23 protein-coding genes are annotated in these 23,686 nt (G+C 34.8%); 14 read left to right on the forward strand and 9 right to left on the reverse strand.

Annotated features, from left to right (window positions below; all coding sequences use genetic code 11):
* Window positions 1-2: 2 nt before the first annotated feature.
* From AC5LXV_RS07280 to AC5LXV_RS07310, 7 genes are all read left to right on the forward strand, one after another.
* On the forward strand, window positions 3-509 hold the full coding sequence (locus AC5LXV_RS07280; RefSeq protein ID WP_493467825.1) for a helix-turn-helix domain-containing protein: 507 nt from the start codon (window positions 3-5) through the stop codon (window positions 507-509).
* Window positions 407-1,351, forward strand: coding sequence for an IS3 family transposase (locus tag AC5LXV_RS07285; RefSeq protein ID WP_493467973.1), 945 nt, complete (start codon window positions 407-409; stop codon window positions 1,349-1,351). Before AC5LXV_RS07280 ends, AC5LXV_RS07285 begins: the two co-directional genes overlap by 103 nt.
* A gap of 689 nt (window positions 1,352-2,040) precedes the next feature.
* Window positions 2,041-2,514, forward strand: coding sequence for a hypothetical protein (locus AC5LXV_RS07290; protein ID WP_493467826.1), 474 nt, complete (start codon window positions 2,041-2,043; stop codon window positions 2,512-2,514).
* A 329-nt stretch (window positions 2,515-2,843) separates the two neighbouring features.
* Window positions 2,844-3,491 carry a hypothetical protein gene (locus AC5LXV_RS07295; protein ID WP_493467827.1) on the forward strand — a complete coding sequence of 216 codons (648 nt, stop codon included), beginning with the start codon at window positions 2,844-2,846 and terminating at the stop codon, window positions 3,489-3,491.
* A 195-nt stretch (window positions 3,492-3,686) separates the two neighbouring features.
* On the forward strand, window positions 3,687-3,860 hold the full coding sequence (locus AC5LXV_RS07300) for a hypothetical protein (protein WP_493467828.1): 174 nt from the start codon (window positions 3,687-3,689) through the stop codon (window positions 3,858-3,860).
* Window positions 3,861-4,154: 294 nt separating this feature from the next.
* Window positions 4,155-4,958 (forward strand): DUF7919 family protein, encoded by an 804-nt coding sequence (locus AC5LXV_RS07305; RefSeq protein ID WP_493467829.1) that lies wholly within the window; start codon window positions 4,155-4,157, stop codon window positions 4,956-4,958.
* Window positions 4,959-5,056: 98 nt separating this feature from the next.
* On the forward strand, window positions 5,057-5,209 hold the full coding sequence (locus tag AC5LXV_RS07310; RefSeq protein WP_493467830.1) for a hypothetical protein: 153 nt from the start codon (window positions 5,057-5,059) through the stop codon (window positions 5,207-5,209).
* 288 nt (window positions 5,210-5,497) lie between these two features.
* On the opposite strand, the gene AC5LXV_RS07315 is transcribed toward AC5LXV_RS07310, so the two are convergent.
* Window positions 5,498-6,304 carry a hypothetical protein gene (locus tag AC5LXV_RS07315; RefSeq protein ID WP_493467831.1) on the reverse strand — a complete coding sequence of 269 codons (807 nt, stop codon included), beginning with the start codon at window positions 6,302-6,304 and terminating at the stop codon, window positions 5,498-5,500.
* Between the two features lie 414 nt (window positions 6,305-6,718).
* On the opposite strand from AC5LXV_RS07315, the gene AC5LXV_RS07320 reads away from it, so the two are divergent.
* Window positions 6,719-7,900, forward strand: coding sequence for an MFS transporter (locus AC5LXV_RS07320; RefSeq protein ID WP_110434070.1), 1,182 nt, complete (start codon window positions 6,719-6,721; stop codon window positions 7,898-7,900).
* A gap of 90 nt (window positions 7,901-7,990) precedes the next feature.
* Here the strand turns inward: AC5LXV_RS07320 and surE are convergent, their stop codons facing one another.
* Both surE and ypfJ read right to left on the reverse strand, forming a co-directional pair.
* A complete protein-coding gene (gene surE / locus AC5LXV_RS07325) occupies window positions 7,991-8,770 on the reverse strand; it encodes a 5'/3'-nucleotidase SurE (protein WP_493446234.1) in 780 nt (259 codons plus the stop codon).
* A 24-nt stretch (window positions 8,771-8,794) separates the two neighbouring features.
* Entirely contained in the window at window positions 8,795-9,646 is an 852-nt protein-coding gene (ypfJ, locus tag AC5LXV_RS07330; protein ID WP_493446235.1) for a KPN_02809 family neutral zinc metallopeptidase, read from the reverse strand.
* Window positions 9,647-9,950: 304 nt separating this feature from the next.
* On the opposite strand from ypfJ, the gene proP reads away from it, so the two are divergent.
* From proP to dld, 4 genes are all read left to right on the forward strand, one after another.
* Entirely contained in the window at window positions 9,951-11,435 is a 1,485-nt protein-coding gene (proP, locus tag AC5LXV_RS07335) for a glycine betaine/L-proline transporter ProP (protein ID WP_493467832.1), read from the forward strand.
* Window positions 11,436-11,791: 356 nt separating this feature from the next.
* Window positions 11,792-12,202 (forward strand): hypothetical protein, encoded by a 411-nt coding sequence (locus tag AC5LXV_RS07340; RefSeq protein WP_493467833.1) that lies wholly within the window; start codon window positions 11,792-11,794, stop codon window positions 12,200-12,202.
* Window positions 12,203-12,561: 359 nt separating this feature from the next.
* Window positions 12,562-12,918: a hypothetical protein gene (locus AC5LXV_RS07345; protein ID WP_493467834.1), complete on the forward strand. Its 357-nt coding sequence runs from the start codon at window positions 12,562-12,564 to the stop codon at window positions 12,916-12,918.
* Window positions 12,919-13,175: 257 nt separating this feature from the next.
* Window positions 13,176-14,888 carry a D-lactate dehydrogenase gene (gene dld, locus AC5LXV_RS07350; protein WP_493467835.1) on the forward strand — a complete coding sequence of 571 codons (1,713 nt, stop codon included), beginning with the start codon at window positions 13,176-13,178 and terminating at the stop codon, window positions 14,886-14,888.
* 62 nt (window positions 14,889-14,950) lie between these two features.
* On the opposite strand, the gene mutS is transcribed toward dld, so the two are convergent.
* On the reverse strand, window positions 14,951-17,509 hold the full coding sequence (gene mutS, locus AC5LXV_RS07355; protein WP_493467836.1) for a DNA mismatch repair protein MutS: 2,559 nt from the start codon (window positions 17,507-17,509) through the stop codon (window positions 14,951-14,953).
* Window positions 17,510-17,950: 441 nt separating this feature from the next.
* Between mutS and gapA the strand changes: the two genes are divergently transcribed.
* Window positions 17,951-18,949 (forward strand): glyceraldehyde-3-phosphate dehydrogenase, encoded by a 999-nt coding sequence (gene gapA / locus AC5LXV_RS07360; protein ID WP_110434048.1) that lies wholly within the window; start codon window positions 17,951-17,953, stop codon window positions 18,947-18,949.
* 64 nt (window positions 18,950-19,013) lie between these two features.
* Here gapA and AC5LXV_RS07365 read toward each other — a convergent pair whose 3' ends face one another.
* The 5 genes from AC5LXV_RS07365 to yjgA all read right to left on the reverse strand — a co-directional run bounded on the left by AC5LXV_RS07365 (window position 19,014) and on the right by yjgA (window position 22,251).
* On the reverse strand, window positions 19,014-19,958 hold the full coding sequence (locus tag AC5LXV_RS07365) for an IS3 family transposase (RefSeq protein ID WP_493467974.1): 945 nt from the start codon (window positions 19,956-19,958) through the stop codon (window positions 19,014-19,016).
* The gene (locus AC5LXV_RS07370) at window positions 19,856-20,362 is read right to left on the reverse strand and encodes a helix-turn-helix domain-containing protein (protein WP_493467825.1); all 507 of its coding nucleotides are present in this window, start codon (window positions 20,360-20,362) and stop codon (window positions 19,856-19,858) included. Before AC5LXV_RS07370 ends, AC5LXV_RS07365 begins: the two co-directional genes overlap by 103 nt.
* A 153-nt stretch (window positions 20,363-20,515) precedes the next feature.
* Window positions 20,516-20,725, reverse strand: a complete 210-nt coding sequence (gene cspE / locus AC5LXV_RS07375; protein ID WP_025315032.1) for a transcription antiterminator/RNA stability regulator CspE — start codon at window positions 20,723-20,725, stop codon at window positions 20,516-20,518.
* A 389-nt stretch (window positions 20,726-21,114) separates the two neighbouring features.
* Window positions 21,115-21,645 (reverse strand): inorganic diphosphatase, encoded by a 531-nt coding sequence (gene ppa, locus AC5LXV_RS07380; RefSeq protein ID WP_110434047.1) that lies wholly within the window; start codon window positions 21,643-21,645, stop codon window positions 21,115-21,117.
* A 69-nt stretch (window positions 21,646-21,714) separates the two neighbouring features.
* A complete protein-coding gene (gene yjgA / locus AC5LXV_RS07385; protein ID WP_493467837.1) occupies window positions 21,715-22,251 on the reverse strand; it encodes a ribosome biogenesis factor YjgA in 537 nt (178 codons plus the stop codon).
* Between the two features lie 77 nt (window positions 22,252-22,328).
* Between yjgA and pmbA the strand changes: the two genes are divergently transcribed.
* On the forward strand, window positions 22,329-23,681 hold the full coding sequence (gene pmbA / locus AC5LXV_RS07390; protein WP_493467838.1) for a metalloprotease PmbA: 1,353 nt from the start codon (window positions 22,329-22,331) through the stop codon (window positions 23,679-23,681).
* Window positions 23,682-23,686 lie beyond the last annotated feature (5 nt).

The following is a 23,686-nucleotide window of genomic DNA, read 5'->3' on the forward strand; positions in this document are numbered from 1 at the left end:
TTATGTCAAAATATAGTCGAGAATTAAAAATTATCATAGCTAATGAATTCTTATCAGGAGAATCATCGAAAATTCTTTCAAAAAAATATGCGATATCTTCTAGTCAGATTCGATATTGGTCCCAAGTGGTTGCGATTCATGGTGATAACGCCTTTCAACCAACACCTCATTTACGTCATGCCGAAGCAAGATTACAAGCACTAAAATTAATGTGGACAAATAATTGGTCTCTCGGGCACACTAGTGCTATGCTTAATTTAAGTTCCCCCGGTCTTCTATTTGTTTGGCTTGATAGATATCATAAAAAAGGTTTCCGAGGGCTTGAATATCGTTCCAGAGGAAGACCATGTATGAAGCGAACCCGTATTGAACCCACTCACAGTGATGATGAAAAAACAATTGAAGAATTAAAAGAGGAAATTGCTTATTTACGAGCAGAAAATGCTGTTCTAAAAAAGTTAGAAGAGCTGAAGCAAGCAAAACGTCAACAAACAAAGAAAAAACGTTAGTTGTTTTAGCTCTTAAATATCAGTATTCTTTAAAACATTTGCTATCAGCAACAAAACTGGCAAAAAGTGTTTTTTATTATCATGTTAATAGGTTGAAAATGCCGTCTGCTTATGAAAATGAGTTAAAACGTATAGAATCGATTTACCATGAACATAAAGGGCGTTATGGTTATCGGCGAATTCATTTAACGTTGATAAATGAAGGCATTAAGCTCAATCATAAAACGGTACAACGCTTAATGGGTCAGCTTAATCTCAAATCGACAGTAAGACCTAAAAAATATCGTTCTTATCGTGGAGAGACAGGTAAAACAGTAGCTAATTATCTTAAAAGAGATTTTGAATCATCGAGACCAAATGAAAAATGGGTAACGGATGTCACAGAATTTAAGGTAAATGAACAGAAAATTTACCTATCGCCCATTATCGATTTATATAATCAAGAAGTAATCGCTTATAAAGTGGCTAAAAATGCACGTTTGACCTTGGTGACAGATATGCTTAAAAAAGGGATATCACGATTAAAACAGTGTGAAAAACCGTTACTACATAGTGACCAAGGCTGGCAATATAGAAATTGCCATTATCAGAAGCTACTAGCTAATAATGGCATCAAACAAAGTATGTCCAGAAAAGGAAATTGTTTAGATAATGCGGTAGCTGAAAACTTTTTTGGTCTATTAAAATCAGAAATGTATCATGGACAATGCTTTAAAGATGCAGATGAATTGATTGAAAAAATAGAAGAATATATAGAATACTACAACACCAAACGGATTAAGGCCAAATTAAAAGGCCTGACTCCGGTTGAATATCGAAATCAGGCCTTACAAGCCGCTTAATAAAAGTGTCCAACTTTATGGGGTCACTTCATTATTTACATAGAAGGAAAAGGAAAAGCAGGTAACGCGTGTACTCTTTCTTTACAAGATGTATATAAGTATTCATTTTTAAAATATTTTGAGGAGCAAAAAATCACTTGGATTTTAGACTTTATACGAGATATTCCAAATTTTACGGAAAAAGAATTAACGCAAGAAATAGTATCTCATGGATTAGCCTTAGTTACAGAAGAATATTAACTTTGTTGTATAACAATATCTTTATGATTTTATGTTAAATTTTTATAAAGCCATGGATTGTTTATTATAATAAAACATATATATTTTAAGTTTATTACATCTTAGTATAACTGTAATTTTAGGTTTTTATATTGAAGTAGCGAGATTTCCTGAACCATCTTTACAAAAACTGATCAGCTTCATGTTCTTTAAATATCATTTTTAGGTGATGTTAATAATACTTATGTTGACTAATTAAAGTCAGAAACAATCAATCGTTAATGGCAAAATAACCGAATTCAAATGCTCGTCTCATCCATGAGACTCGCTCCTTCGGAGCGAACGCTAAAGCGTTGTTCAAATTTTTTCCCGAAAAATGCGTGGCAAGGCAATAATTTGATTGCCGAAACCGACAAGCACTGGCAAAGTTACCTCTATGAGTAGGAGTATAAAACCAAGGAGGAGTTCCCATGAAAGGTGATTTTGAACAAGCAGTAAATAATAATGAAATTATTGCCTATTTGAAAGGTGAAGGTGACTATTTTACACCAGAGGAATTTAATATGGGGTACCATAGTTTTATTATGAATTTCACAGGAATGATGTCCTATCTTAAAAATAAAGAACATCCCTATCAAGAGTTGGTCAAATATTTTAAATTTTACTTAAGTTCACTTAAGGAAGAAGCTTTAGATGCATGGAGTTTATTTAGAAATATTGCTTGTTTTTATATTCTTCGAAGTAATAATCCCTTTTTTTTGACTCAAAATGAATACTTAATCGATCAATTATCTACGGAAGAGAAAAAGAAAATTGGGGTACTATATCGTTATTTAAGAAATAATTTTGATAAAGTTCCGGGTGCAGCACAAATGTACCCTATAGATAAACAATTTCAATTTACTCTTGAAAAAGGTTGTCCATATGATCTATTTTCTTGTTAATTATTTGGTATACAAATTCCGATTTAATCGGAGTATAGTTTAAAAAAATAGAGCGTTACTGGTTTTGATATAACATTCTGATTCTACTAATAAATTCAAACGGTAACGCCTATGTTTTATTCCCGCAAACCAGTATAAAACTATCAAACTCCCCGATAGGCAGTGGTTGGAATACCATCACCGTAACGGTCAGCTACGTGGAATGACGCTGGATGGGCAATCCTTAATTGTCATTTTTATGACTCAGTAATATATGGAAAATAAACGAAGTTTTTCTAAAACTACAAATAGCGTTAGATAAAACTATATTATTGTCTCATAATCTTTATATGGCCGAAGGTTATTACTTAGAAGAAGTAAAATATTTATTAAAGTTTAATCATGATGTTGTAAAAGAAGGGCATATTGGCGAGCAATTAAAAACATGGGAAATTAATTTTATGGAAGATAATACTTATGATCAAGCTAAAGAATTATTTATAAAATATCAAGGAAATGTTTTCCATATGGAGCGTGATAATTTATATAAAACATTCCAAAAATATAATATCCCTAATAATTTATTATCACTGTGGTATAAAGAGTTATTATTAAGAAATAAAGAAGAATTATTAGCACCATCAAATAACAAGGAAATAACTAACAATTTTTTTAAATATTTAGAATTAATTAGATGTAATATCCAATATTTTTCAATGAATGACATAAAATTTGCATTCGATTTTTTTTATAAACAAAAAGAATTGGATGATTTTTCTAAATTAGTGATGATAGAGATAATAATTAATTTCATAAAAGATAAAGGAATAACAGATGAATCAATAAAAAAATACTGCAAAGAGGTATTAGTAAGAATAGATACTTCTTTGTTTACAGTTGATGATAGTTATAAATATAATGGTGAGCTTCCTCCATATTTATTAAAAGAAAAAATAACGCAACGCATTCTTGACGATACTAAAGCGTTAGAAAGTTAATAATATAAATTCTTATATTTGCTTAATGATATTCCTTGGAGCATAAGTTATTAACAGCCGAAAATATTCGAATGTAAATATAAAAACTTAAGATATTCCTGAACTATCTTTACATGCGAGCCCCATTTTGACTAATAAAAGCTAGCTAATCGTTAAAGGGCTGTTTTATAGGTCATGTTGATGTGAGTAAATAGGTTGCTTAACCGCCGTACCAGTAAAACGGTTAATGGCAAAACCACGGAATTTATCTGGCAAGGTCATAAACTGATTACCGAAACTAACAATGCCCAGCAAGGTACTCCCCCAATTTTACTGATAGCCAAACGACCAACTCAGCACGCAATAGGGTTAACGGATGGATTTGGTTAAACATTATATGAATACCAGTATAATACCTATGGATAAATTATTGACGAAACCTACCATGAAGTTGGTAATCATGCTATCCCTGATGAGCCACTGCATTTTTAGGGACAATACTACCACGAAGAGACTGGTCTAAACTACAATCTAGATCGTTATTCCCCCCCATTTATTGGGCGGTTTAGAGCTCAAGATCTATTGGTGGATTTAAAACCTATCATTAATAGTTGTTATTAATATACCTAGAAGTTAGATTATAAAAACGGTAGAAACATCATGGAAATATTTAAGGTGAAAAATATGTATTTTAAAGATCATACACACTATAGTTACAATTGGAACAAACCGTTAAAAATGATTGTCAATATTGGTTGGCTTTCTTCTGAACATTCTTATGAAATGGGCGATACCGAACCAGAATTCATTGAAAAACTCACAGAAATTATAAGCAACGATGATATTTATGATTATACATTTAATAGGATAAGATGTAATACTCCTTGTAATTTATGTAAAGAATCTATTTTACAACCTTATATCAATAAGAAGAGAAATTTGCCTGCGAGAATACCTTTAGGATATTGCGAATTATTAATTCCATCACAAGTGAGTAATCAATATTATGCGTCACCAGATCTTATCCTCCATTATATAAGGGACCATTATTATAAACCACCACAAGAATATATAGATTCTGTGATGGCATTAGATTTAACGCGTCCATTTAACGCTCAAGATTGTTTCGAATACCAATACCTTAAGGACACTAGAATATTATCTCAATTATTAAATACATTATTAGATGATTTTATTAAACTTCGAAATATTTTAATTGCTGAACAGGATAACACTTGGTTATCTGCAATTAATCGTACAATTGCAGATATATCATCAGCAATTGAAGATACAAGTTCAGCTGATTATTTTATTGAATCTGCAAGAGATAATTATTACTCAATCCAAAGGAGATATTATGGCTTTGCCGAGTTTCATATTTGGCGGGAGAACTTTGAAGAGAGAAAACCCCTCAACGAAGCACTTGATCAATTAAAGCAAAAAATAGATGATGATTTTAATGCTATTTCAGATTTTTTTAAAAAATGATATATCTCTAGGCGAATAGATAGCGTTATTGAGTGCCATGAAAACAGTAATTAACCAATATTGTTAAAACAATTTGGAAACTAGATAAAGCTAAAATAATGGGTAAATTTGAACGTGCATTGAAGAACAATGAAATTAGTGCCTTTTTTAAAGGTGAAGTTGAATATTTTTCGCCAGAAGAATTTAATATGGGATATCATAATGAGGTTATTAATTGGCAGGGAATGATGGCCAATCTTAGAGAGAAATAAAATCGGGGTATTATATCGTTATTTAAAGGAAAAATTTGATAAAGTTCCGAATACTACTAATATGAGACCTGTTAATGAACAGATGAACCTTGTTAATGAAAATGGTTGTCCATATAACTTTTTATCTTTTTAATTATTAGCTTATTTAATGGCGATGACATTAAATAAACAGTAATCGTTAATTTTGTCGTATGATTAGTATAGATATTCCAAATTATCAAAGTTGATAAAAAGAGGATATTTTAGGCTGTTTAAAACAGTTATCTCTATAATCTATTAGGTAATAGATTAATATTCTAAACTTCGACTAGAACTCGATATTCTTTTATTGTCCTCATTTACACAGTAAGATTGAGTCCAATCGCCATGTTGGTTATGATTTGAATAAAAACAAGCTTCTTTAAGTCTTTCAAGTGGGCTGTTATCATCGGTTTTTTCATTACTATACCGCAGAGAGTATTTAGTTATAGATTTGATTAACTGATTTTGGTCGTTATAAAAAAAATAGCTTTTGAATAAATCTTCTTGGGAATGTTCCTCAGAAATGTAGATAAATTTGTTTGAAAAAAATGCTAGTTTATTATTATCAAAATAGCTTAACTCTTTAGTATGGGGCAAGTTTAATTCATCATCACCATCATCATCTTCAACGTCAAATATATTTGTCACTCTGCCTCTGTCATCGAATTTTGCGTAACTCGCTTGTTCATTTCGATCATTAAACGTCTCAATAATATTGTTATTTTGATCTAATTTTAATTGATAAATTTGAGCCTGATCTTCATCATCGTAAGATTTGAAAATAGCATTGATATAATCAACTTCTAAGAGTTTATATTCGTCACCATATACTGATGTAATAAATCCATCTGGATTAGCTTCGATGGTTAAAGTTGATTCGTTATTACTTCCTTCATTATTACGGATTATTTTTTGTTTCTTAATTGCGATACTGTTAGGGGCATACTCTGACCTCCATATTAAGTTATAGTTGTTCGAAAGTACTATTAACTTTTTTTCTTGTCCTTCGCTTTTTTGAATATTACACGAAAATAAAGCTAAACAAGTTACTGCAAAAATTAATATTTTTTTCATTATTTTATTACCTTAAAAATACCATAAAGGATCTTTTATTTTTGTCTGATTTATTGAAAGTTCTGACAATTAGCCTTTTTATTAGCTATGCAACTATCTAATCCTTTGTTTATGCAAGTTAACTATTTTTTGAAACAATATCATCAATTAAATAACATAATGTTAAAAATATAATAATGTAGTTTTCAGATTAATCAAATTTAAAGGCATATTAGGTGATTATTTCGCTAATTTTATAAAGCCTTTAAAGTGTTTAAAGCCTAGGTAATAAACATTACTCAATGGTACATTATATATCGATCATCTATATTGTCGATAAGTTGAAAAGTCGCCCAATTAGCTGACGAACGCCTATATTCCCATTAATTTTAAGGGTATAATTACGACACTTAATTTAATGGTTAATCTGCGTTTATGACTTCTTCATTCATTCGAAAATCTGGCGTTGTTTTTGGTGCTTTTTTAGTGACAACGTTTATTATTGGAGTAGCGGGTGCCTTACAATCGCCTACCTTAAGTCGCTTCTTATCGTTTGAAGTTGGGGCTGATCCTCGTTTAGTCGGCGCGTTTTATTCGGTTAATGCGCTAGCCAGTATTATTGGTAGTTATTTGTTAGCCAAGTATTCGGATAACAGGGGTGACCGCCGTAAAATTGTAATTTTTTGTTGTTTGATGGGGCTGGCAAATAGTCTGATTTTTGCTTATTCACGTAACTATTATGTGTTAATTACCTTAGGTGTATTTTTTGCCGCATTAGCGTCTGCGGCAATGCCGCAGGTATTTGCGATGGCGCGTGAGTATGCCGAAAAGAGCGGTCGTAATGCAGTTGCCTTTAATTCCCTGATTCGTGCGCAATTATCATTAGCATGGGTGATAGGTCCACCATTATCTTTTGCGTTGGCAATCAATTACGGTTTTACTGCGATGTATTTGTGTGCCATGTCGATGTTTATTATCTCGATGATTGTCGTCACTATCTTCTTGCCGCCAGTTGAAAAAAGAGCAATCAGTTCGTTTACGGCAACTGAATTAGCTACGGCGAACCAATCGATTTTCACCAATCGCAATGTGATGTGTTTGTTAATCTCCACTATTTTTATGTGGACTGCAAATATGATGTATATCATCGATATGCCGATTTATGTGGAAGCGGTATTACACCTGTCTAATTCATTACCGGGTAGTTTGATGGGATTAGCGGCAGGAATTGAAATTCCTATTATGATTATTGCTGGTTATTTGGTACCAGTATTAGGCAAACGCAATCTATTTTTTATTGCTATCATTTGCGGAATTTTGTTTTATGTCGGGATGATTTTATTTAAAGATGCAACCATGTTGTATATATTACAAATCTTTAATGGATTGTTTATTGGGATTGTTGCCAATATTGGTATTATCTATTTCCAAGACTTATTACCAACCCGCATGGGTATTGCCTCAACTTTATTTAATAACGGCATTATTTGTAGCGTGATTTTGGCTGGTATTATTCAAGGTTTTGCCTCTCAAGCTTACGGTCATGAAGTGGTTTATTGGATTGGCTTAGTAATGGTGACGATTTCTTTACTATTTTGTGCATTAGTAAAAAAATAGTTGTCAATTCATCTCATTTTATCTTATGCAAATTAACGTCTTCCTTATTTGATTTAACAAGTAGGAAGACGGTTGCCATCAAACAAAAATTTAAACGTTAAATGTGGCTTTTATCTGTTGATAAAACGCATAATCGGTACGTTCATAATTTAACGGGGTGATAGCAATATATCCATCATTGGCAGCATCGAGTTCTTTTTCGACATCAATCACACCTTGGTTGCGTTTGGCTCTAAACCAAAAATAGTCATGACCTTCCGGATCTTGAGTTTCAGCAATTACAAATTGGCTAACATCCGGACTGCCTTGTTTGGTGATTTTAACGCCTTTTATTTGCTCAGCTTGGCAATTAGGGAAGTTGATATTAAAACAGATATTATCTGGGGTCGATAGCGCATAAAGTTGTCTAATTATGGATTCAGCAAGATGAGTTGAACAGTGCCAATCGGTTGGTATGTTATCTTCACTACTAACTTGACTTAAAGCCATTGCCGGTACGCCTAGCGTCATCGCCATCATTGCTGCCCCTACCGTACCCGATAATACTGTTTCAAATCCTAAATTGGAACCATTATTAATTCCTGATAGCACCAAATCAGGTAATTGGTTGGCCATGACAGATTTTATAGCAAATAGCGAACAGTCGGCAGGTGTGCCATAGACCGCATATTCCGTTTGGCTACGCTTTTGTACCCGAAATGGCGATTTTAGACTCACCGAACAAGAAACACCGCTCTGATCGACCACCGGCGCAACCACCCACACTTCGTTAGCGATATTTTCCGCGATACTCTTCAAAATTCGGATCCCGGTGGCATCAATGCCATCATCATTGACTAATAGAACTCGGTTTACTAATTTTTTTGACATATTGGTTCCTTAACTTAAATTTCCTTATTGAATAAATGTATTGCACTGATTTATCGACCCACTATCAAAGCCACGTTTAAACCATGTATAACGTTGTTTTGAGGTGCCATGAGTAAAACTATCAGGAACAACATAACCATTATTTTGTTGTTGTAGACGATCGTCGCCAATCGCTTGCACGGTATTGAGGGCTTGTTCGATATCGCCCACTTCTAAAATATGCTGTTTTTGCATAGCATTGCCCCATAAACCGGCATAACAATCGGCTTGCAATTCAAGTTTAATCGATAGCTGATTTGTTTGATTTTGCCCTAATTGCTGGATTTTATCAAAAGTGCCAAGTAAATTTTGTACGTGATGTCCAACTTCGTGGGCAATCACATAGCCTTGAGCAAAGTCACCGCCACCACCAAGGCGTCTTTTCATCTCTTGATAAAATGATAAATCAAGGTAAACGGTTTTATCTAAATTACAATAAAATGGACCCATCATAGCTTGGCCAGTACCACATAGCGTCCGGGTTGCACCGCTATACAGCACCAGTTTAGGAGGAATATACGTTTTGCCTAATTGTTGGAATTGTTCTTGCCAAAAATCTTCGGTGCTAGCTAAAATCACTGAAGTAAATTTAGCAGCGTCACTGTCGTTAAGTGGAGCGTCATCAACTTGGCTCGTTGATGTGTTATCGCCTAAATTAATCACACTGCTGTCTAGTAAGCCCGTCAAGTCAACGCCGTAGTAACCGGCTACTAACACGATAAGAAATAAAATAATTTTACCTTTACCACCAATTGGGATACGTGTCCCAATATCACTTGCTGATTGTGAGCGGCGATCTTCAATGTTATCACTCTCTCTTTGGTCTCTCCATCGCATAGGGAATACCTCATCAGTTTGGGTAATCTCATTCTAAAGGATAATAGATAAGGTTACTAGCAATAGTCACCATCAACAAGATGAAAATGAAGATAATAGCATGGTGTGATAAATGAGTTATTTTTGCTTAATTTAGGTATATAATTCTTTCCTATCTGACATCAATCATTAAACAAAATTGGTGTGTTTAGATTTTTACCTCGAATTTATCTAATCTTATCGTTTATCTTTGGCATGGCAGCCGGTTGAAATTAATTATTTGGATTTAAATCTTGATATTAATAAATTTAAAAGGCGGTATTTCATGGCAAAATCGAATCATAAACCTCTAGACATTAATGACATTCCCATTATTAATGATAACCAATTAAAAAAAGCCACTTGGGCATCGGCTTTCAGTAATGCTATTGAGTGGTATGACTTTGGTGTATATAGCTTTTTGGCGTATATTATCGGTCAGGTGTTTTTTCCTCATGTATCGCCTAGTGTGCAGATTATTGCAGCGTTATCGACCTTTTCTATTCCCTTTTTTATTCGTCCATTAGGAGGGATAATTTGGGGTTTAATTGGTGATAATATCGGTCGGCAAAAAGTACTATCTATCACGTTAGTAATCATGTCATTAAGTACATTTTGTATTGGACTGATACCAACTTATGAAACAATTGGCATTACCTCACCGGTATTACTGTTAATGGTTAAATTAGCACAAGGGTTTTCAATTGGTGGTGAATACTCAGGTTCAGCAACGGTGGTGGCGGAATATTCACCCGATCGTAAACGCGGTTTTATTGGTGGTTGGCTTGATTTTGGTTCAATGGTCGGGTTTATTATTGGAGCAGGGTTAGTGGTGTTCTTATCCATGCTACTTAGTCAATCGGCGCTATATAGTTGGGGTTGGCGTATCCCATTTTTAATTGCCTTACCCTTAGGTATAATTAGTTTTATCTTACATCATATTTCCGAAGAGACTCCAACTTTCCAACAACACCTCGAAGCTAGAGAATCAGAACAAATAGCTGAAACCAAATCAGCGCTAAAAAATATTATCAGCAAATATTGGCGACATATTTTGGTTTGCGTAGGATTAGTTATTGTGACAAACGTATCGTTCTATTTGTTATTAACTTATATGCCAAGCTATTTAGCGCATAACTTAAATTATGACACTGAGCATGGTTTACTCATAATTATAGCGATAATGGTCGGAATGTTAATTATTCAACCCATAATTGGGCTAATAAGTGACAAAGTAGGACGTAAACCATTTATATTAATTGGTAGTATCGGTCTATTGCTATTATCTTATCCGGCGTTTATGTTAATTAACAGTCAGCATATTCCCTTGGTTTTTTTAGGGGTATTTATCTTAGCACTGTTTATTAACTGTTTTACCGGGATTATTACCTCAATATTGCCCGCCATGTTTCCTACCAATATCCGCTATAGCGCCATTGCTAGCATTTTCAATCTTGCGATTATTGTTGCTGGGGTAACGCCAACTTTAGTAGCATGGCTTGTTGAATCAACCGGTAACTTATATATGCCAGCCTATTATTTGATGTTGGTGGGATTTATTGGTGTTGTTACCGGTTTTGCCATGCACGAAACCGCTAAAAAACCGTTACATGGTACCACGCCAACTGCCGCCAATCGCAACGAAGCTGAATCACTCCTATCTGAACATTTTGATTCAATTGAAGATGAAGTGGAAGATATCGATGAGCAGATCGAAGAACTACAAACTAAACGACAGGAACTTGTCGATCAACATCCCAAGTTGGATTAAGTTTTTACTTTGGTAAACATCACTATTGCTAGTGATAATAAAAATAGTTTAGATAAATAATACAATCATTATTTATCTATAAAATTAGTTATTTAAAAAAATTAATTCGTCTTTTTATTCAACTTTATTAGGAATATAGAGAAAATGATTTGCTGTGTTAAATATACGTTTTTATAGTAAATACAATCATAGTTATTTTTTCTAATTTCAAAAAAATAATCGCCCCTAAATTTAATGAGCAAATATAGTTTGTGTACCAAGTTAACTAAAAAGAGAATTGTTTTTGATGAAAGCATGAAATAATAATTTATAAACAAATTAATCCCTAGAAATATTAACTAAAAAGATTAACCAATATGAAATATCAAGCGATTAAAACTGAAGCGGTTGGAATTATAAGCGGAAGAAATGCGATCTATTTAGATGAATTCAAGCAGATATTTGATTCAGAATATAATTGTATTTTTAAAGGTGAATTCAGTTCCACATTAACTGAAATAACTTCGGGGAAAGATTTTATCCCATATATATTTTCTTTTTCGAATGTCATATATTATCAATGTTGTGAATTAGATCTTTATGTAAATGAAAATAAGATGGATTCATCTTTTGATTTTGTTGACAATTCTTGTTTAATTCAAGAATTAACCAACCGAGGGACAACTTCTAAGATAAAAAAAGATCATAAACATTATGTATTACAAACATATGATTATGTTTTTGATATTGTCGCCAAAGATTATAAACTCGAGATTGAAGCTGAATAACCGAAAATTAGCAAAATAACCAAATAAATTATAATGGGGTTTACTAAACTTTTGAAACATTTATGGTTATTGCTTAATGTGGTAGAGGTTTGATAAAAGATTTTAATCTTATTCATGATAATCAAATGGATCAATGGCTAATAATATTGTGTAAACTCTACGTTTATTAATAATTCATTAAATAAAACTTTTTTCGATGTTTGGTATAATAGCGGAATTGGGTAAAATATAGTTTTTTTATCCATGAATTTAATAATAGATTTTATATTATCTCTCACTCTTATTTATAAAGAACAAGTAACAATGTAATGGCAAAGGAATGTTAAAATTAAAGTTTTTTTTATTATTCACTCTTTTTTTTGTTAAATATCACCGATGCTTATGCTGCCATCAGTGCTAGAACCTCGTCAATACCTACAAGAATTTATCTTCTCAGGGGACCCAGTGATCGAATCTTTAATGCAGCAATTTGTGAATTTTTAGTCGTATTGTTTGTTATTATGATTGGTATTGTTGAAGTTATTGAAAAGCGAATACAAAATAAAATAGAGAGAAAACCAAAGAAGCCGAAAAAAATATTCAAAACCGAAGTACCATTAATAAAATCCGTCCAAGAATTTAAAAAACTCAGAAAAAATAGTTATAAACGCCGTTTACTTGACTTTTTTGGGAAATATTTATATCGATTAAAAGAATTTTTTAGAAAAAAAAGTTGAGGAACGAGATTTTCAAAAAAAAATTAATACTATGCATATACGACTGTGTTTTCGACAAAACCTGAATTCTTATTTTTAACATTTCCAACCTACTAACAATTATCTTTTATTTTGATTCTTTTTAGCTTTTTGTGTCAGTTTTGATGTTTTGCGCTGTAAAGTGTGATGTGCTCTTTTCAATAGATTGCATTGGTTATAGTATAGACAAAAATTGAGTGAATTTTGGCGTGATCATAACCCAAATAAGGAAACATAAAATGGCTGTAAATAATACATCAGATCTTGTAGGGAAGTTAAAAAATATTGTTGGTGATAAATATACCTTAACTGATCCAAGTCGTACTTTACCTTATCGTCAAGGAGCTCGTTTTGGGGTAGGGGATGCATTAGCCGTTGTGATTCCCGGCACGCTGTTAGAACAGTGGCAAGTTTTAAATGCTTGTGTTGAGTCAGATGTGATTGTGATTACACAATCGGCTAATACAGGATTAACTGGTGGCTCAACACCTGATGGTAATGATTATGATCGGCCGATAGTGATTGTTAGTACTCGTCGATTAGATGGTATTCAAGTGATTGAAAATGGTGATCAGGTGGTCTGTTTGCCGGGGAGTACACTATTCCATTTGGAAAAAGAGTTAAAAAAATATCATCGTGGCCCACATTCTGTGATTGGTTCTTCTTGTATTGGCGCTTCGGTTTTAGGCGGAGTTTGTAATAATTCCGGTGGTGCATTAATTCAGCGTGGTCCTGCTTATACACAAATGGCAGTGTTTGCCCAATTGGATGAGCAAGGTGAGCTACATTTGGTTAACCATTTAGGAATTGAATTAGGTGATACCCCAGAAGCGATTTTAGAGAACCTACAAAAACGCAGTTATACTGATAAAGATGTTAATCCTAACGCTGGTTTGGGACATGATTATCACTATTGTGACCATGTGCGACAAATCGATGCCGATACACCAGCGCGATATAATGCCGATCCTGCTCGTCATTATGAGGCATCGGGAAGTGCGGGTCGGTTGATGGTGTTTGCGGTACGGTTAGATACCTTTCCATTAGAGGAAAACACCGCAGTATTTTATATTGGAACCAATGATACAAGTGAGCTTGATGATATTCGTCGTCATATTTTAGGTAATTTTAAAAATCTACCAATCTCTGGCGAGTATATTCATCGTGATGCGTTTGATATTGCAGCGGTGTATGGTAAACATCTGTTTTTAGCGATTCAAAAACTGGGTACTGATACCATACCAAAGATGTACGCATTAAAGAATTTTGTCGATCGAATAATGAGTAAAATTCCTTTCTTTTCAGGAAGTTTTTCCGATAAATTTGCGGTGACGGTATGTAAATTGTGGCCAAACCATTTGCCAAAATCGCTACGAGATTATCGTGATCGTTATGCACATCATTTAATTTTAAAAATGTCTGATGACGGCATAGCCGAAGCTGAGGCGTTTTTAAAAGAGTATTTTGCTAATAGTTCAACAGATAAGCGTAACGGTAGCTATTTCCGTTGTAATGATAAAGAAGCTGAAGCAGCAATGTTACACCGTTTTGCCGTAGCTGGTGCTGCGACTGTTTATCGTAATGTTCATACTAAAACTGTCGAGGATTTAGTGGCGCTGGATATTGCTTTGCGTCGTAATGATAAGCAGTGGTTTGAAACGTTACCTGAAAATATTAGTCAGCATTTTATTCATAAGTTGTATTATGGCCACTTTTTCTGTTCGGTGTTCCATCAAGACTATTTGGCTAAAAAGGGTACTGACTGTGCGAAAGTTGAAGAAGAAATGTTGGTGATACTCGATCAGCGTGGCGCTCAATACCCAGCTGAACATAATGTTGGTCACTTGTATCATGCCAATTCCGATTTGCAAAAATTCTATCATGAGTTAGATCCAACCAATAGTTTCAATCCGGGTATCGGTAAAACTTCTAAGAAGAAATTTTGGAAATAAGTTAGAGGCTAAATTCAATATCCAAACCGCCATTATTAAATTAATGGCGGTTTTTATTTTATTTAAAGTAATTTTTTTAATTGATAGATGGCCTCTAACGCCTGTTTTGGTGTTAGAGCATCAGGATCGATCTGCTGTAGGGCGAGTTCGACTTCTGATGGTTCACTATCAGTGATTAAAGTAAGCTGTGAGCTTTCAACATGACTGTTAGCCGATTGTTTAGAGATGACTTCTAGCTCTTTTAGCTTTTGTTTGGCGCGTTTTAAGATAGTTTTCGGTACACCGGCTAGCCCTGCAACAGCAATACCAAAACTTTTGCTGGCGGCACCTTCGGATACTTCATGAATGAAGGCGACACTGTTGTCGTGTTCAATAGCGTCAAAATGGATATTATAGACACCTTGCATCTGTTCAGGTAATTGGGTTAACTCAAAATAGTGGGTGGCAAATAGCGTCATCGCTTTGATTTGGTTAGCTAAATTTTCAGCACATGCCCATGCTAATGAAAGTCCATCATAGGTTGAGGTACCACGGCCAATTTCATCCATTAACACTAAGCTATTTGGCGTAGCGTTATGCATAATGTTAGCGGTTTCAGTCATTTCAACCATAAAGGTAGAACGGCCTGAAGCTAAGTCATCGGATGCCCCAATTCGAGTAAAGATACGATCAACAGGACCAATTGTCGCTTTAGATGCCGGAACAAAACTACCTATGTAAGCCAATAAGACAATTAGCGCCGCTTGACGCATGTAGGTACTTTTTCCGCCCATATTGGGGCCGGTGATAATCAGCATCCGTCTATGTGATGAGAGACACAGTGAGTTGGCGATAAATGGTTTTTGTAGCACTTGTTCGATCACAACATGTCGACCGTCTTTGATTTCAATACCAGTTTGATTAGTTAATGTTGGACAATGGTAGTTGAGCGTGAAAGCTCGTTCAGCAAGATTAGTTAGAACATCAAGTTCGGCAATCGCATCGGCACTGGTTTGCATATCCGCTAATTCAGGCATAAGTAGATCGAACAGTTGATCATAAAGCTGCTTTTCAAGCGCTAATGCACGGCCTTTTGAAGTTAAAACTTTGTCTTCATACTCTTTAAGTTCAGGAATGATATAACGTTCGACATTTTTCAGTGTTTGTCTACGTGTATAGTGTATTGGTGCGAGGTGGCTTTGACCTCGGCTAATTTGGATGTAGTAACCATGTACCGCATTAAAGCCTACTTTTAGAGTATCAATTCCTAAGGATTCGCGTTCGCGAATTTCAAGTTGTTCTAAGTAGTTGGTTGCACCATCAGCTAGGTTACGCAATTCATCTAATTCAGGATGATAATTAGTGGCAATTACACCTCCATCTCGAATAATAACCGGTGGCGCTTCGACAATCGCCCGATTTAAGAGATCGGCAATTTGATCGAATTGATTGATTTTGGCGCGTAATGCAATGAGTGATGGTGCGTTAAATTGCGCTAACTGTTGTTGGAGTTGTGGTAATAGGTTATAGGCATCACGTAACCGAGCAAAATCGCGTGGCCGAGCACTTCGTAGTGCTAATCTTGCCAAAATTCGTTCAAGATCACCAATTTGCTTTAATAGCGGTTGTAGGTCGGTGACATCATTTTGTAACTCTTTAATGGCTTGTTGTCGATTTTCTAAAATGGCCAAATTACGAATTGGCGAGTGTAGCCAACGTTTAAGCATTCGACTGCCCATGGCCGTTTGGGTGTTATCTAAAATGTCGGCAACGGTATGTTCAGTACCACCTGATAGGTTTTCGGTGATCTCTAAGTTTCGGCGCGTGGCGGCATCTAATACCACAAAATCAACTGAAGATTCTTTAACTATTGAGCGAATGTGTGGCATGGCTGTGCGTTGGGTATCTTTGACATATTGCAATAAACAGCCTGCTGCACATAAAGCATAATGGCAATCTTCCACCCCATATCCCACTAAATCATTGGTACCAAATTGTAAATTAAGTTGCTGTTTGGCAGTTTCCAGATCAAAATCCCAAATTGGGCGTCGTCTTAATCCGTGGCGATTTTCGATTAAACACATTGATGGAAAGTCTTCAGGGTAAAGTAATTCAACTGGGCTAGTTCGCTGTAATTCAGCTTGCATTGCTTCCGGATTATCACATTCAAATACAAAAAAGCGACCTGAACTCATGTCTAAAGTGGCATAGCCAAAGTGCTGTTTTTGTTGCCATATGCAGGCAAGTAAGTTGTCTTTACGATCTTCTAATAATAATTCATCACTTACCGTGCCGGGAGTGATAATACGGACAATCTTACGCTCCACAGGCCCTTTGCTGGTTGCAGGATCGCCTATTTGTTCACAGATTGCCACTGATTCGCCTAACGAGATAAGTTTGGCTAAATAACTTTCAACCGCGTGATAAGGTACCCCAGCCATCGGAATTGGCTGACCATTTGATGAACCACGTTTAGTAAGCGAAATATCTAAGAGTTGTGAAGCACGTTTAGCATCTTCATAAAACATCTCATAAAAATCACCCATACGATAAAACAATAAAATATCTGGGTTTTCAGCTTTTAACTTTAGATACTGTCGCATCATTGGTGTGTGGTCAGTCAAATCTTGGTTATCTGTCATAGCGTTGTTTCTTTAGTTTAAAAAATAATATTTAGACTTTAATCGTAAAATTTCATATTTAAGTGGTTATCTGTATTTATAACCGTTTACAACTATCTTAAATATGAATGGTTATAGTTTGCATTGAATAATAATATATATTCATTTTTGGATCGATACGTTCTTAGCTACTTTATTGACAAGGTATTGAGCTAATAGCTCATTATTATACCCAATTATTTTTACTTAATGCAGAAGTTATTTTTTTGTTGCAGCATTAAATTAATTTTATAATTTAATACCTTGATTATAATTATTATTTTCTCTGGTTTATTTGTTTACCTAAAACTATTTCATTAATTCGTGCCTAATTACGTGTAATGATCTTGAATAAACCCCCAAAATTTGGTAGTTTACTGCAAGTTATTTTTATCATATACAACAAAAAAGAAGGTAATTGTTATGACAATCAAAGTAGGTATTAATGGTTTTGGCCGTATTGGTCGTATTGTTTTCCGTGCTGCACAAAAACGTTCTGACATTGAAATCGTTGCGATCAATGATCTATTAGACGTTGATTATATGGCTTATATGCTTAAATATGATTCAACTCACGGTCGTTTTGACGGTACTGTTGAAGTTAAAGACGGTAAATTAGTCGTTAACGGTAAAACAATCCGCGTTACTGCTGAAAGAGATCCTGCAAACTTAAAATGGAATGAAGTAGGTGTTGATGTTGTAGCTGAAGCAACTGGTTTATTCTTAACTGATGAAACTGCGCGTAAACATATCCAAGCTGGCGCTAAAAAAGTTGTATTAACTGGCCCATCTAAAGATAGCACTCCTATGTTCGTTATGGGTGTTAATGATAAAGACTATGCAGGTCAAGATATTGTTTCTAACGCATCTTGTACTACTAACTGTTTAGCACCTTTAGCTAAAGTAGTTAATGATAACTTCGGAATTGTTGAAGCGTTAATGACTACTGTTCACGCAACAACTGCAACTCAAAAAACAGTTGATGGTCCTTCTCACAAAGATTGGCGTGGTGGTCGTGGTGCTGCTCAAAACATCATCCCTTCATCAACTGGTGCGGCTAAAGCGGTAGGTAAAGTTATTCCTGAATTAAATGGTAAATTAACAGGTATGGCTTTCCGTGTTCCAACTCCAGACGTTTCTGTTGTTGACTTAACTGCTCGTTTAGCAAAACCAGCTAAATACGAAGATATCTGTAAAGCAATCAAAGCTGCTGCAGAAGGCCCAATGAAAGGCGTTCTTGGTTATACTGAAGATGACGTTGTGTCTACAGATTTCTTAGGCGAAGTTTGTACTTCTGTATTTGATGCTAAAGCGGGTATCCAATTAAGCGATAACTTTGTTAAATTAGTATCTTGGTACGATAACGAAGTTGGTTATTCAAATAAAGTATTAGACTTAATCGCAGTTGTTTCTAAAAAATAAGAATCAATTGTAATTAAAAAAAGCGACCTTGGTTGAAGTGACCCCATAAAGTTGGACACTTTGATTAAGCGGCTTGTAAGGCCTGATTTCGAAATTCAACCGGAGTCAGGCCTTTTAATTTGGCTTTAATCCGTTTGGTGTTGTAGTATTCTATATATTCTTCTATTTTTTCAATCAATTCATCTGCATCTTGAAAGCATTGTCCATGATACATTTCTGATTTTAATAGACCAAAAAAGTTTTCAGCTACCGCATTATCTAAACAATTTCCTTTTCTGGACATACTTTGTTTGATGCCATTATTAGCTAGTAGTTTCTGATAATGGCAATTTCTATATTGCCAGCCTTGGTCACTATGTAGTAACGGTTTTTCACACTGTTTTAATCGTGATATCCCTTTTTGAAGCATATCTGTCACCAAGGTCAAACGTGCATTTTTAGCCACTTTATAAGCGATTACTTCTTGATTATATAAATCGATAATGGGCGATAGGTAAATTTTCTGTTCATTTACCTTAAATTCTGTGACATCCGTTACCCATTTTTCATTTGGTTTCGATGATTCAAAATCTCTTTTAAGATAATTAGCTACTGTTTTACCTGTCTCTCCACGATAAGAACGATATTTTTTAGGTCTTACTGTCGATTTGAGATTAAGCTGACCCATTAAGCGTTGTACCGTTTTATGATTGAGCTTAATGCCTTCATTTATCAACGTTAAATGAATTCGCCGATAACCATAACGCCCTTTATGTTCATGGTAAATCGATTCTATACGTTTTAACTCATTTTCATAAGCAGACGGCATTTTCAACCTATTAACATGATAATAAAAAACACTTTTTGCCAGTTTTGTTGCTGATAGCAAATGTTTTAAAGAATACTGATATTTAAGAGCTAAAACAACTAACGTTTTTTCTTTGTTTGTTGACGTTTTGCTTGCTTCAGCTCTTCTAACTTTTTTAGAACAGCATTTTCTGCTCGTAAATAAGCAATTTCCTCTTTTAATTCTTCAATTGTTTTTTCATCATCACTGTGAGTGGGTTCAATACGGGTTCGCTTCATACATGGTCTTCCTCTGGAACGATATTCAAGCCCTCGGAAACCTTTTTTATGATATCTATCAAGCCAAACAAATAGAAGACCGGGGGAACTTAAATTAAGCATAGCACTAGTGTGCCCGAGAGACCAATTATTTGTCCACATTAATTTTAGTGCTTGTAATCTTGCTTCGGCATGACGTAAATGAGGTGTTGGTTGAAAGGCGTTATCACCATGAATCGCAACCACTTGGGACCAATATCGAATCTGACTAGAAGATATCGCATATTTTTTTGAAAGAATTTTCGATGATTCTCCTGATAAGAATTCATTAGCTATGATAATTTTTAATTCTCGACTATATTTTGACATAAAAAGACCCTCAGTAATTGGTTGTCCAACTATTGGGGGTCACTTCATTGGTGTCGCTTTTTTAATTTCTGCTTGAAATTATTGTTTGTACGCATAAAAAAACGCCTATTTCGAGAAATAGGCGTTTTGCTTATATTATTTAATTAAATTTAATTAGATAACAACAACTTCAGCCGCTGCTGGTCCACGAGGGCTATCCTGGATAGCAAATTCGACTTGTTGTCCTTCAGCTAAGGTTTTAAATCCGTCACCTGAGATAGCAGAGAAGTGAACAAATACGTCTTTGCTTCCGTCGGCAGGGGTAATAAAACCAAAACCTTTACTTTCGTTGAACCATTTTACTTGGCCTGTTTTTTTATTCATTTACTAGACATCCTAACAATAATTAATAATTTGCCTTATCGGCTGTTTAGGCATCACTAAACATTATTACTTCAACTCAAAAACAAATTTAACTAGTTAAACGCTAAATTAAAAAGTTAATCGTTTCCATAAAAATGCTTATGTTGTTTGCCCATTACTATTACCTCATAATTTAAAATCGAAAGCAAGAGTTTCATTACAATTTTTTCATCTTATGATAAAGTTTTTTCTATGATTTTTTGGTAATTGATCGTTTTTTGATCTATAGCAAATTGCTTATATTATAACTACTTGAGGATATTTCGAAAGTCAAAAAAAGTGGAAAAACACGAGCCATAAAATTTTTTTTCTATGACTCGATGAAACGATTACTTTTTTGTTAAGAAATGTTATTTTTGTTTTGCACGTTCAAAAGATTCGATAATTTCTTTGCGTGCGGCTTCAGCATTATCCCAGCCTTCAACTTTTACCCATTTGCCTTTTTCAAGTGCTTTATACTGTTCAAAGAAGTGTTTGATTTGAGATTTTAATAACTCAGGTAAGTCATTAACGTCTTTAATGTGATCATATTCTTTTGACAGTTTAGTATGTGGAACTGCTACTAATTTTGCATCAGAGCCTGCTTCGTCGGTCATTTTTAATACGCCAACTGGACGACAACGAATAACTGAGCCTGGTTGTAATGGGTACGGAGTTGGAACTAATACGTCAACAGGATCACCATCGAGTGATAATGTGTGATTAATGTAACCATAGTTACATGGGTAAAACATCGCTGTTGCCATGAAACGATCGACAAAGACAGCACCAGTATCTTTATCTACTTCATATTTGATTGGATCAGCATTCGCTGGAATTTCGATTACAACATAGATGTCGTCTGGTAATTCTTTACCTGCTGGTACATTTAATAGTCCCATTTTTGTATCCTCTATCTTTTATTTGTTAATAGTGTTTAATAATAAATATAATGCAAACATTATAAAAACTTACTCAGTTTCGCTCAAATCTTTTAAATATTGAAAGATTTGTCTAGCAGTTTTTGGTGGTTTGTTTGCCGTGAGTTCTTTTTTCGCTAAACGCGCTAATGTACGCAATTGCTGTCTATCTGCGGAAGGAAATAGCTCCATAATTGATTCTGCATCACCAGTTTCGATAAGTTCATCGCGTAATTTTTCTAATCGATGAAATAGCGCGACCTGCTGATTATGGCGGTTTTTAAGTTTATCTAAAGCTGATGTAATCGGTTCGATATCACGACTTCGAAGTAACTTGCCAATGTATTGGATCTGTCTTCGATAACCCTCTTTTTTTATTTTTTGCGCTAATTCAATCGCATAAAGTAAATCTTCATCAAGGGGAATTTTGGCAATTTCATTTTTGCTTAAGTTGACAAGTTCGACACCTAACTTTTTAAGTGCTTCAGCATCGCGTTTGATTTCACTTTTACTAACGTAGATAATCTCTTCATCTTCAAGGTCTATATTGAAGTCAGGTTCTAAATTTGGCTCTTGATTGCTATTCATGCTATTTCTTTTGTTAACTAAAATTGAATTCTGGCATATTATAACGTATCACTAGCAGAATTGTAGAAAATAATAGAATGAGTGTAGAACAAATTAAAAAAGACGCGATGAGCCAAAAGCAGCATTTGTCAGCGATTGTCGCTGATGCGATTAAACAGGCGCAAGCTCGAGTTGATGCTGTTGAGGTGTCGATCAATCAATCGACTGGTATTAGTGTCAGTACCCGAGAAGGTGACACAGAAAATGTTGAGTTTAATAGTGATGGTGCATTAGGCATTACAGTGTATCAAAATCAGCGTAAAGGTAGTGCATCAACCAGTGATTTGTCGCCACAGGCGATTAGTCAAACGGTGGATATGGCGATTAACATTATGCAGTATACCTCAGCGGATCCTTATTCTGGCTTGGGCGACCCTGATTTGATGGCTTTTGATGCACCAGATTTAGATCTGTTTTATCCAAGTGATTTGAATGTTGATAATGCTATTGAGCAAGCAAAACAGGCAGAACATAATGCACTTACTCACTCTTCTTTGATAAGCTGTGATGGTGGTTATTATAACAGCCGTTATGGTGTTTATGTTTATGGTAATAGCTTCGGAATGTTACAAGGTTATTGTGCGAGTTCGCATTCACTTTCTTGTTCAGTTATTGCTCAGCAAGATGGACAAATGGAGCGTAATTATGAATATACGTCATCTCGCGATGTCAACCAACTAAAATCATCTGCTTGGGTTGGTAAGCATGCTGCTGAAAAGGCGGTAGCCCATTTAGGTGCGAGGCAAATTCCGACAATGCAAGTTCCGGTTCTTTTTTGTGCTGATGTTGCTGTGGGGTTGATGCGGCACTTAGTTAGTGCAATCAGTGGTGGTGCTATCTATCGAAAATCCTCTTTTTTATTAGACAGTGTCGGTAAAGCGATTTTTCCCGCTTGGCTGACGATTTTAGAAGATCCTCACATTTTAACAGGGATAGGGTCGTCACCATTTGATAGTGAAGGCACCCAAACATTTAAGCGCAATATTATTGATCAAGGTATTTTACAAACTTATTTGTTAAGTAATTATTCAGCAAGAAAATTGGGTTTGAAATCAACTGGACATGCAGGTGGCATTCATAATTGGTTAGTTTCACCAAGTCAATCTGATGCTGATTTTGCTGCAATGCTCAAAAAATTAGATAAAGGTGTTGTCATTACCTCGTTAATGGGACAAGGTGTTAATAATGTAACCGGTGATTATTCGCGTGGTGCTACAGGTTTTTGGGTAGAAAATGGTAAAATCCAATATCCAATCAATGAAATTACTGTTGCGGGTAATCTTAAAGATATGTACCAAAATATTGTAGCAATAGGTAATGATATTGAGACCAGAAGTAGTATTCAAACTGGCTCAATATTAATTGAAAATATGAGTATAGCAGGGAAATAGGCAAA

This window comes from Gilliamella sp. LMG 34359, assembly GCF_984569085.1.